The sequence below is a fragment of the Streptomyces sp. GbtcB7 genome (assembly GCF_019091445.1).
GTDB lineage: Bacteria > Actinomycetota > Actinomycetes > Streptomycetales > Streptomycetaceae > Streptomyces > Streptomyces mirabilis.
The window spans coordinates 44,855-55,092 of sequence record NZ_JAGXJM010000058.1 but is presented as its reverse complement, the minus strand read 5'-3'; the positions used below and the strand labels follow the sequence as shown (position 1 = coordinate 55,092).

Annotated in this window: 5 protein-coding genes and 5 pseudogenes; 6 read left to right on the top strand and 4 right to left on the bottom strand. The window is 66.4% G+C overall.

Features of this window, described 5'->3' with window-relative positions:
• The 6 genes and pseudogenes from KVT44_RS50890 to KVT44_RS50870 all read left to right on the top strand — a co-directional run.
• Positions 1 to 324 (top strand): annotated as a pseudogene (locus KVT44_RS50890) (hypothetical protein); the annotation flags it as partial.
• Between the two features lie 59 nt (positions 325 to 383).
• Positions 384 to 662, top strand: a pseudogene (locus tag KVT44_RS59355) (hypothetical protein); the annotation flags it as partial.
• Between the two features lie 203 nt (positions 663 to 865).
• Positions 866 to 1,489 (top strand): DUF6230 family protein, encoded by a 624-nt coding sequence (locus KVT44_RS50885; RefSeq protein ID WP_099922117.1) that lies wholly within the window; start codon positions 866 to 868, stop codon positions 1,487 to 1,489.
• 109 nt (positions 1,490 to 1,598) lie between these two features.
• Positions 1,599 to 2,048 carry a DUF6114 domain-containing protein gene (locus tag KVT44_RS50880; protein ID WP_217575441.1) on the top strand — a complete coding sequence of 150 codons (450 nt, stop codon included), beginning with the start codon at positions 1,599 to 1,601 and terminating at the stop codon, positions 2,046 to 2,048.
• Positions 2,038 to 2,751, top strand: a complete 714-nt coding sequence (locus KVT44_RS50875) for a hypothetical protein (protein ID WP_217575431.1) — start codon at positions 2,038 to 2,040, stop codon at positions 2,749 to 2,751. The genes KVT44_RS50880 and KVT44_RS50875 overlap by 11 nt, the downstream gene beginning before the upstream one ends.
• Before the next feature lie 131 nt (positions 2,752 to 2,882).
• Positions 2,883 to 3,811 (top strand): annotated as a pseudogene (locus KVT44_RS50870) (MMPL family transporter); the annotation flags it as partial.
• Between the two features lie 459 nt (positions 3,812 to 4,270).
• Here the strand turns inward: KVT44_RS50870 and KVT44_RS50865 are convergent.
• From KVT44_RS50865 to KVT44_RS60865, 4 genes and pseudogenes are all read right to left on the bottom strand, one after another.
• Entirely contained in the window at positions 4,271 to 4,840 is a 570-nt protein-coding gene (locus KVT44_RS50865) for a DUF4232 domain-containing protein (RefSeq protein ID WP_254651014.1), read from the bottom strand.
• 228 nt (positions 4,841 to 5,068) lie between these two features.
• Positions 5,069 to 6,724: a serine protease gene (locus KVT44_RS50860; RefSeq protein ID WP_217575429.1), complete on the bottom strand. Its 1,656-nt coding sequence runs from the start codon at positions 6,722 to 6,724 to the stop codon at positions 5,069 to 5,071.
• Positions 6,725 to 8,274: 1,550 nt separating this feature from the next.
• Positions 8,275 to 8,430 (bottom strand): annotated as a pseudogene (locus tag KVT44_RS60870) (chaplin); the annotation flags it as partial.
• Between the two features lie 69 nt (positions 8,431 to 8,499).
• Positions 8,500 to 8,877 (bottom strand): annotated as a pseudogene (locus KVT44_RS60865) (hypothetical protein); the annotation flags it as partial.
• Between the last annotated feature and the right edge of the window lie 1,361 nt (positions 8,878 to 10,238).

The following is a 10,238-nucleotide window of genomic DNA, read 5'->3' as shown; positions in this document are numbered from 1 at the left end:
ATCATCATACTGATCAACAACGGCGGCTACACGGTCGAACGCACCATCTGCGGCAAGCAGGGTCAGTCCAACGACGTCGCCAACTGGGCCTACGCCGAGCTGCCGAAGGTCCTGCACCCGGGGACGACCGCCCGGACCTTCGTCGTGAGGACGCCGGCCGAACTGAAGGAGGCGCTGGCGGCCCCGCACGACAACATGATCTTCATCGAGGCGGTCATGGACAAGTACGACGCCCCACAGCTCGTCATCGACTCGGGCCACGGAATGGCGGAGCTCGACTACGGCCCCCGCGGCCCCCAGCACCGGCCCGGCGTCCAGCTCTGACAAGGATCGCCTCGCTGTCCCGGGGAGACACCACCGGACGGGGTGGGCGCGGGGACGCAATGGCGATCTTCGAAGGGATCGCGGCCATCGCCAAGGACGGCCTGTTCATCGCGACGCGTCACTACGTGTTCGAGTTCAGTCTGGCGGGCTGGGGCTGGGTGCACCTCGTTCTGGGCATCGTCATCGTCCTTGCGGGGTGCGCCGTGCTCGGCGGAGCGCTGTGGGCGCGCTTCTTCGGTGTATCCGTGGCAGGGCTCGGCGCGATCGCCAACTTCCTGTGGGTGCCGTACTACCCCCTGTGGGTCCTGACGCTGGTCGCCGTCAACATCTTCGTCGTCGGTCGGGAGATCGGAGACATCGATGGCGTCGCTGCGTCGCGTGTCATCCGTATGCCGCAACGGAAACCGATTCACCCGTCCGGCCGACCTGGCGTGCCGTCGGCTGACGCGCCGGGAAGCCTAGGATCCGCCACTAGAGAGAGGGGCGCCGCCCACCCCTGTCTGGCATCGGCGAGCCCACGTCATGACCGGAAGGAGACGGGATGCCGCACCGCGCGGGCAGGACCTCCTGGAAGCGCTTTGCCGCCGTTCTCGCCCCGAGCGTCATGGCCGCCGCTGCCCTCGGCGTCGGCATGGCCCAAGGAGCACTGGCCGCGTCGTTCCTCATCTCCGGCCAGAAGTTCCAGGTGGCCCTGGACACTCTGGACGTCCGTGGTCTGAGCATCTACGGCATGGTGGACGTGACCAGGAAGGGCACCCTGGTGCCGGTCGTGGTCACCGGGGCCAGCCGTGCGGAGATCAGCGGGCTGTGCCAGTCCGTGGTGGTTTCGATCCCGGTTCTGGGCCCGTACACGCTGAAGATCACCGGCGGCGACCGCAGGCGGGTCGAGGCGAAGAACTTGTTCCTCGACGCGACATCCTTGTCGAGCACACAGGCGAATTTCGACGACCTCGACATCGGTGTGGCGGCGGGAGCGGTCAGCAAGGGCCCGATCAGTCGGGGGGACAGGAACTCCCGGTTCTTCGATCCCAACGGCTTTGCCCAGCAGGCGGATTCGGCCTTCCTGAGCAACGTGCACTTCACCACGGTCGCGGTCTCGGCCGCCACGTTCAACGTCCCGGACCTCGATGTGCGGCTCAGAGCGGGCCACCACGAGTGCTTCTGACCCATCGTCACTAAACACCCACCCTCCGCCCCCGCTCGCCGCGTACTCCCGCCCGCCGAACATCACGGAAGCCCACGTGTTCTTCGAACGATTCGGCAGGCGCCGGAACTTGCGCGTCGCTGCCACCGCCGCCCGACGAAAATTCAGGACCTGGCGGGACGAACGTCCCTTCTGGGCAGGCCTGTTCACCCTCGCGGCGGGCGTGCCCATCATCTACTTTCCGTACGCGCACCTGAAGTTCGGCGCCATCCCACTGGCACTGTCCACCTCGGCCGGCGCGGGATCCCTGATCATCGGAGTTCTCCTCGTGGCCCTGGCCATCTCCCTCTGGTTCCACCAGCAGGTGCGCGTGTTCGCAGGGATCGCGGTCATTCTGCTCGCCCTCGTCTCGTTTCCCGTCGCCAATTTCGGAGGCCTCCTCATCGGGTTGACTTCCGGCCTGATCGGCGGATCCCTGGCCTGTGCCTGGATTCCTCCGACGGCCGCCACCGAGTCGCAGCCCGCAGCGAACCCCGCGTCAACGACCATCCCCGCGGGTGAGGACCACGGTGGCACGTGACGCCCTGACCGGCTGTGCGGCAAGCGGGCCGGACTCCGATCCCCGCCATCCGAGCAGCGCGGCGAAGAGCCGCCTGGCCGGTCAACTGCTGCGGCCCCTCGCCTGCGCGCTGGCCGTCGCCGGCCTGCCCTTGGTCCTGCATCTCGCCACACCAACGGTCTCGAAGGCGTCGCTCGCCCCCGGTGGCATCCGTACGTCCAAGGCACCAGCAGATGCCGGCACGCCGGTCGCCCGACCGCCGGGCCGTCCGGTGAACGTCCCCTGGGTGCTGCGCGCCGACAGACTCGTACTCCACGGCAGTGCGTTCCGCGGCGTGGTCACCGTCCGGACCGCGGCCGGGTCCGCGCGGGCGCTGAAGTTCACCGCACGGTCGCTGGACTTCGGCGACCTCGACCTGACAGCGGGCCGTGGCCGCGCGGCGATGCGTCTGCGGACCAAGCCCGCGACCACATCCACGGTCAAGGGCAAGGACGGGGTGACTCTGTACACCCAGAAACTGTCCGGCACGCTCGTCGGACTGGGCGGCGCTCCGCTCCCGGCGGACCGCAGCGTCACCGTCACCCCCGACGCGCTGCCCCCGTGGCTCTCCCACCCCGCTGTTCCCATCCGCACCATCACCTTCGAGAACGTGACCGTTTCACAGGTCGCCCGGCTCAGCGGCGACATGTCCATCGCCGGGCCGGCCCTCAGCGCGAGGCCATGAGTCCGGGCCGTACCCCTGCCCGTCGATCCCGCCGACGGACCCCTTCCAGCGGGGTCCACCACTTGGTGGACCCGAAGTTCAACCTGTCGAGGCTGTCGGCACGACCCCCCCCGCCGACCAGCATGAACGGCATGAAGAATCTCCCCGTTCGCATACTCATTGGAGCGCCGGACACCCCTGGCGCGCGATTGTCTCCTGGCTGCTGTTCGTGGTCCTCTGCTTAGGCGTGGGCATCACGGTCGGCGGCAACCCGGCCACCACGGAGGACTTCCGTATTGGTGAGGCGGGCCGGGCGGAAGCGCCGGCCGCCTGGACCTGACCGCCGCCGACGCCGCCGCGAAGGACGTGGCCGACCGGATGCGTCACCATGAACGGCCCCGAGCTGGACGGGAAGAAGCACGTCGACCCGCTGCTCGCGCAGACCGCCGCCGTGCGGAAGGCCAACCCGGATCTGCGGGTGGAGGAGACCGGATCTCCCTCCATCAGCAAGGGTGTCGACAAACTGCGCGCCGACGACCTCACCCGCACCGAGGTGATCGCCCTGCCGGTCACCCTGATCACCCTGCTGCTGGTCTTCAGCTCCATCGTGATGGCACTCGTACCGCTGCTGCTCGCGCTCTCCTCGATCGCCGCGGCCATCGGCCTGTCGATGCCGGCCTCGCACGTCTTCCCGGACGCCGGCGTCGGCACCAACGTCATCCTGCTCATCGGCCTGGCCGTCGGCGTCGACTACACGCTCTTCCACCTCAAGCGCGAACGGGAGGGGCGGGCCCGGGCCGGCGGCCGGCTCAGCTCGCGGGCCGTCGTCGAACTCGCCGCGGCCACGTCGGGACGGGCCGTCGTACTCTCCGGTCTCGCCGTCGCCATCTCCAGCGCCACGCTGTTCCTCGCGGACGACGTGATCTTCTCCTCGATCGCGACCGGCGCGATCGTCGTCACCCTGGTCGCCGTGCTCAGCTCGCTGACCGTCCTGCCGGCCCTGCTCGCCGAGCTCGGCGAGCGAGCCGAGCGCCGCGCCGTGCGCAGGGAGGCCCGGGCCGCGAAGCGCGGTAGGACGCCCGGCCGCGGAAGCAGCCCAAGACCGGTGCCGGCCGCCTCACCACGGCGGCGCTGAGCCTCGTCGGCAAGCGCCCCGCCGCCGCGCTGAGCGTCACCTTTCTCGGGCTGGACGTCGCTGCGTTCGATGGATACGTGACCGGGCTGCGCGACCCGGCATCCGCATCGAGTGCCGCCTGCTACGCCTGGGCATGGCGCCTACTTCTAGGCTGTGTATCGGAGAGGAAACCGGATGAGCACTCGCCGGGCAGGGACGGGTGCGCGAGGACATGGAAGCGCACCGGTGTGAAGCACTCTCCGCTGGTGGTCTGGACACCGGAACACCCCGGCCTCTTCCACACGAGCGTGCTTCCCGAGGCCGGCCTCGCCATCGTCGAGGCCGAAGCTCTGCCCGTCCCGCGCCGGGCATCAGCGTCGATGGCACCGATCTGTGTCTGGTCCGCCCCACCACGGGGGCACGGACTCATCTCGTGGTGGTTGCGGGTGTCGTCGTGTAATGCGGCAGTGACAGGGAGATGGAGTCGCCGCAGGCATCGATCTGTGCCGCTGCATGATGTGTGTCCATGACTGGGACGTTCGTGCGCTCACGGTCGGGGTTGTGCGGTGCCGAGACCAGTGCTTCGCCCTCCTTGACGCAATAATCGCCGGCGCCTTTCGCACCGCGGGGCGTGTATTGAAGGTCGACCGTTACTCCTGCCCCCTTGTGCAGAGTGACTGGCTTGGGGTGTCCGTGGCCGACGCCCTCGATGCTGTTCGCCTTCCCGTTGTGGACGCTGAAGCCCGGGTAACCGGCGAACACGCATGTCTTGGGGCCCTTGTTGGCAGCGGTCAATAGTGCGTTGCGCCGACTACTGCTTTTCGTGGGGAGCAGGACCAGCGTCCACGTCAAAGAGCCGGTTCGGCACTCGGTGGGTTTCGGCGCCTCGGAGGAAGTGACGGACGGAACGGACGGACTCGCCACGCCACTCGCGGGAGTGGCGGTCCCGTCCTCTCCGGCTTTGTGGCCACAGGCCGTTACAGCCAAGCCCACCATGAGCACTCCCAACCCGGCGGTGAGACGTGTGGTCGCTCGCATCGTTCCCCCTGAATGCATGGTCTATCCGTTTGACGAACGGTTGGGCGCCGCGGTGGCAGGCAGCGGCCGGAAAATTCTGTGTATCAGTACGCGCGACCCGCCTCGCACGACAGCGCCTACCTGGTCGGCACACGCAACCGGTACGGCGCGAGGCGGCCGTTGGGTCCTGCGGAACTGCTGTGAATGTCAAGTGCCCGGGTAGACCAGCGTGTTCTCTGTACCGAGAGACGTGTAAGCAGTATCGGCGTACAGGGTGGTCTCGCCGTCGGACCAACGAACGATCAGGTCGTCGTTGAAGCTGTTGGGCGTGTAGTTGCCTGCCGTCATGACCAGGTCGTGCTTCCACAGGTCGTTGGGGTCGCGCATGCGGGTCTCGGCGCCGAGGCCCGCGGTCGAGGTGGCCACGTAGGTGTCGAGCTCGCCGTCCACCCAGCGTACGAGGACGTCCCAGTTGGCCTTGCCGCTGAAGTTCCCACTGGTCAGCAAGGTGGCGTTCTTCCAGGTGTCGTTCGGAGCCAGAAGGCGGTTCTCGGTCCCGAAGGTGCCGGCACCGACATAGGTGTAGAGGGTCAGTTCGCCGTCGACCCAGCGCACCATCAGGTCCGTGGCGTACTTCCCGTTGTGGAACTGCCCGGCCGAGATCTGAATTGCGTTCTTCCAGACGGAGCCGGAGGGCGCCATCTGGACTTCTCTGCTCATGCCCGAAGCGCTGACGTCCGGGTAGAGAGTGACCTCACCGTCGGACCAGCGCACCATGAGGTCGGAAAGATCGGAGCCGGTGAAGTCTCCGCCTGTGATGGTCTCCGCGTGTGTCCAGGTGGAGTTGGGCGCTTGAAGCCGTCTCTCCGGCAGGAACCCGCCCTTGCCGTCACCGGGGTACAAGGTGACTTCGCCGTCGGACCAGACCACGATCATGTCGCTGCGGCGGTTGCCCGTGTAGTCGCCCGAGGCCAGCAGTTTCGCGTGCTGCCACAGCGTCGCTCCTCCAGGGAGCTTCGCCTGGATGCCCTGGTACGGGGGCAGGTTGGGCGGAGGCTCCCGGTCGGCTATGGCGTCGGCGAGGAGGTTGGCGGCGTCGGAACCGAACGCCGGGGCATAGCTGATGTAGTCGACGTCCGCGTCGTTGCCGCCGCCGTTGTAGCCACCGAGGTTGCCGATGACATGGCCGGAGCGTGCGTCGTCCTGGTAGTCGGTGATCCACGGGCTGCCGGAAACGCCACCGTAGTAGCCGCCACAGGTCATCGACATCTGGCGGAACCCAGGCAGTTGCGTCGTCGGCACGGTGCACTTGATGGCCTGTCCGGCCCCGTTGTGGTCCTTGCCCGGATAGCCCACGACCGTGATGTCTTTGTGGTTGTAGCCGGTCGGCCGGGTGAAGGTCAGTCCTCCACCCACGGCGTCCTGGAGCTGCTGGCCGCGCTGATTCGCCGAGACGCGCGCGAACGCGGTGTCCAGATCGGACCAGGGCTTCTTGGTCGACGAATGGCCCTTGTCAGGTATGTAGCGGGGGTCGATGAAGATGTGCTGGATGTGGAAGATGCCGTAGGGCTGCTGGTCGGGTCCCGCGCCCTTGATGAATTTCGGTACGAAGATGTAGTTGTTGCTGTAGCCAAGTCCGCAGTGTGCTGCGGTGAGGATCACGTTCCTGGCCGGGGTGTCGATCACGCTGCCGGTGCACGACCAGTTCGTACCGGTTGTGCTGCTGGAGCCGAAGAACGTTCCTACGAGACGGGTTCCGCCGAACAGGGTGCCGTTCCGAGAGGCGTTCCCCGCCGCTGACGTTGCATGTTTGTGGGCGGACGGCGCTGACCGTAAGGCGTCCAGCGGCCGGGCGTCGGCCATGCGCTGTGCGGTCCAGTACTTGGCAGCCTCTTGAGCCTCATGGCCCGCAGCCGCCCCCGGAGACGGGGACGAGGTCGCAGACGGGGATGAGACTGCGGGCGGAGAGACGACCGCAGAGGGGCTCCGCGTAGGCGCGGACGCTGACGCGGCTGGTCGAGGCTTGTTCGTGGCGGTCGGCGTGGCAGGGTCCGCGGCGGAGGACGGACGCGGTGACGGTGACACGGCCCATGTGGTCGGGGCTGCGGTGCCGAGCACGGCCGCGCACAGCACGGCGACGACTGGCAGGTGTCTTCGATACGACAACGTTCCACTCCTGTGGGTTTCACGGAATCTGAGCACGAAAAATCGACCTTCCGCCAACTCGCAGGGGGCCAGAATTGGCTTGTCCCGAGTGGTTCCGCGGAAAGCCGGCGGTAACGTGACGGATAAGGTGGTCAGTTGCACACAACGGCACGGGGCAGCACTACGGCCGCCATTCCCTTTGATGCCACGAGGTGGTACTGGTGGCGGCTCAGCCGCGCTACCGCCCTGGGAAATTCCCTGTCACGTATATCGAGCTCGCCGAAACTGGCTCCCACGGCGCAGAGTTGGGCCATATTTCGTGGGGCCTTCAGCGGTCTTGCTGGTCAGAACCACCTGGGAACATGGGTAGGTTCGATCAGACTTGACAGTGGTGTCCCAGCCGAGCCGGACGTTGCACCGCTTCGCACGACAAAGCCCGGATCGATGAAACGGGCGCCGCGCCGACGGCTGCCAGTGCACGATGGTCATGGCGGTACGTCGGCGACTTCGGCGAAAAGAGCATGGAGATTCCCCCTGAATCATGCCCGCCACCTGGTCGGATGGCAGCAGACCACGCGATGTTCGCATGAGTTCTCCAATCAGGACCAGGGAATTGAGCAAAGCTTGAGGGCTGGAGGCTGTGTCCTCCATCGAGAGTCTGAGCTGGTCAGCTCCGGGCGAGGTCGGCTTATGGCGCGGCGAATTACTCGATCGCGACGCCGAGCCATGGAGCGGATGGATTGGCGAGAAGTAGCGGGGGACAAGCTGGATGAGTGCGCGGCTTCGGGGCGGCAGGCCTTGGGTGAACACGGTTGACCCGGTTCGCACACCACTGTGGGTACGGGCCGAAACGACTTCGACCGTGAAGTCGGAGGAGACGTCGAAGCTGTACCTGGTCAAGGCCGATGCGAGCGGGGACGGTAAAAACCGTGACCAGGACGTCGCCTGGCGTTACGTCCCGCATTGTCCCCGAGCGCACGAAATCAGCCCCCTCGGAGATAGCTCCATGGGGGCTGTTCGATACATATGGACTGGTCGGACCGCGTGCTTCCGGCGGGATTCGAACCTGCGGCACCCGCTTTGGGAGTTCGGTCGCTGTGTGGGGCGACCTCACGGAACGGGCCCTTATGGCTGTCCGCCACTGCGGGCGGAGTTGCCGTTGTCTGCCCTCGTTCAGCGGCGTTGGTGTCAACGGGTGATGTCAGCCGGACGATCTGTGCCCGCCGGGACCTGCCCGGTCCCGGCGCGGCGAGTGACCTGGGCGGCTAGCCGTTGACGCAGACGTTGCCCGTCGCCGGGTTGAGCAGCCCGATGACGTTCACGGAGTTGCCGCAAGCGTTGACCGGCATGTCCACTGGTACCTGCACCACATTGCCGGACAGCAGACCGCCCGAGCCCGTCGCGGTGCCCACCGCTGTTGCTCCCTTTTTCTTGACGGTCAGGGTCGCGGGGTCCGGGGGATTCAGGCCCACCGTGGTGATCGCTTCGGGGCGGTTCACGTAGGTTCCCGCCTTGTCCGCGGTGACGTTCACCGTGACCGTGCAGGACTTCTCGCCGGCGGCCAGGTCGCCGCCGTTCAGAGCAACGGACGCGCCCCCCGCCGTCGCGGACACCGTGCCGTTGCCGCAGGTCGTCGACGCGTTCGCGTTCGAGGCCACCTTCACTCCGGCGGGCAGGTTGTCGACGAAGCTGAAGTCGTTCTTCGCCGCCAGTTCACTGGTGTTCGTCACCGTCATGGTGAGCGTCGACGTGCCACCCTTGTCCACGGTGGCAGGACTGAACGCCTTGTCCAGTTGCGGAGTCGCATCCAGGATCCGGATGTTGTCGAATGCGTGGTCATTACCGAACCATTCGCCTTGCCCATTGACCATCTTGATGCCCAACTGGCTATCGTTGAACAGTACGGCTCTGTTGCCGGCGAACGCCCCGGCCCTCAACCCGTTTCCTCCGGGATAGGGCTTGGAGTTGGGGTCGGCGCAGGGGTTGATGGGGGTGGTGAAGGTTGGGATGTCTGACCCGTTGCCGGTCAGATAGAACTTCAGCAGCGGAGGAGCGGCTTGGCCGCAATTCACGGCGGCTACATCCACTGCGAAGGTGATGTAGCGGTTCGGCTTCGCGATCGGGATCGGCCGCTCGCTCCGGAACTCCACCCGGTCGGCGCCAGGTGGCACCCAGTTGGTGTAGGCCGCGACCACGTGGTTGGTCGGCGGATTCGTTCCGCCTACCTGTCCCAGCGCATTGGCCATGTTCTTCAATACTGCCGGGCAGTCAGGCTGATCAGCACCGGTCTGATCGAGGATGATGCCGTTGCACTGTCCGTGGTCAAGCCACGGGGGGTCGGCTGTGTATGTCTCGTTGAGCGGTGGAGCGCCGACGTAGTCCTCCAGGAAGATCGGAGTCTCGCCTGCGTTTTCGAAGTCTTCGGCGAACACCGTAACCGGGGCCTGTGGGGCCCCCGGAGTGCCAGGCGCATGGCGGGCGTTCACACCCAGCGGCATCACCAGGGCCTGGGCTTGAGAGGCCAGCGGAGCACTCGCGATCGCAAGTGCTACCAGGGACACCGGCGCAGTGCACGTGCGCCAGGAAAGCTTAACCGCGGAAATTTCCACCATCTCTTTTCCAATCACCACGGCGTACAAGCAACAGCGGACATGGGAAGAAATGGCGCAGCCCAGACCACTGGCTATGCACCCCGATAGGCAGGTCGCCGACATTCCAGCACACGCCCTTCAAATGAAGACAACCAGCGAGCGCGGCGACAGCATTTTTCACCGCATTGGTCGCGCTCGGATCAAATCCTGTAGACGTATATCTGAGTCGTCCATGCGGGTGGGGACTGGGACGCAGCAGCTCGCGGGCCGCGCTGATCCATCAGCGCGTGACCAGCGACCGTGATCGGGCCATTGCCGACCGCCTCGGCGCGATGACTCGCGACGGCGGGGATGGCCCCTCGGACAGCAACAACAAGGACGTCACTCGGACGCAGTGGCATGGCACCGGAAACGGCCAAGGACCAGCCCTGGAGGAAACCCCTCCTGAGCCGGCCCTTCTTGCTGTGCACCTGGCAGGATTCGAACCTGCGACACCCGCTCTAGGAGTTCGATCCGGGTCCGCTCCGGCTGCTGCCGTCGACTGGTGCGACAGCCGGACAGAGATGCTGGTGTACGCCCTCCGTCCGGCCTCGTTGATGCCAGCCGTGGATGTCAGAAGCCTTCTGACCGTAGCTCTACAC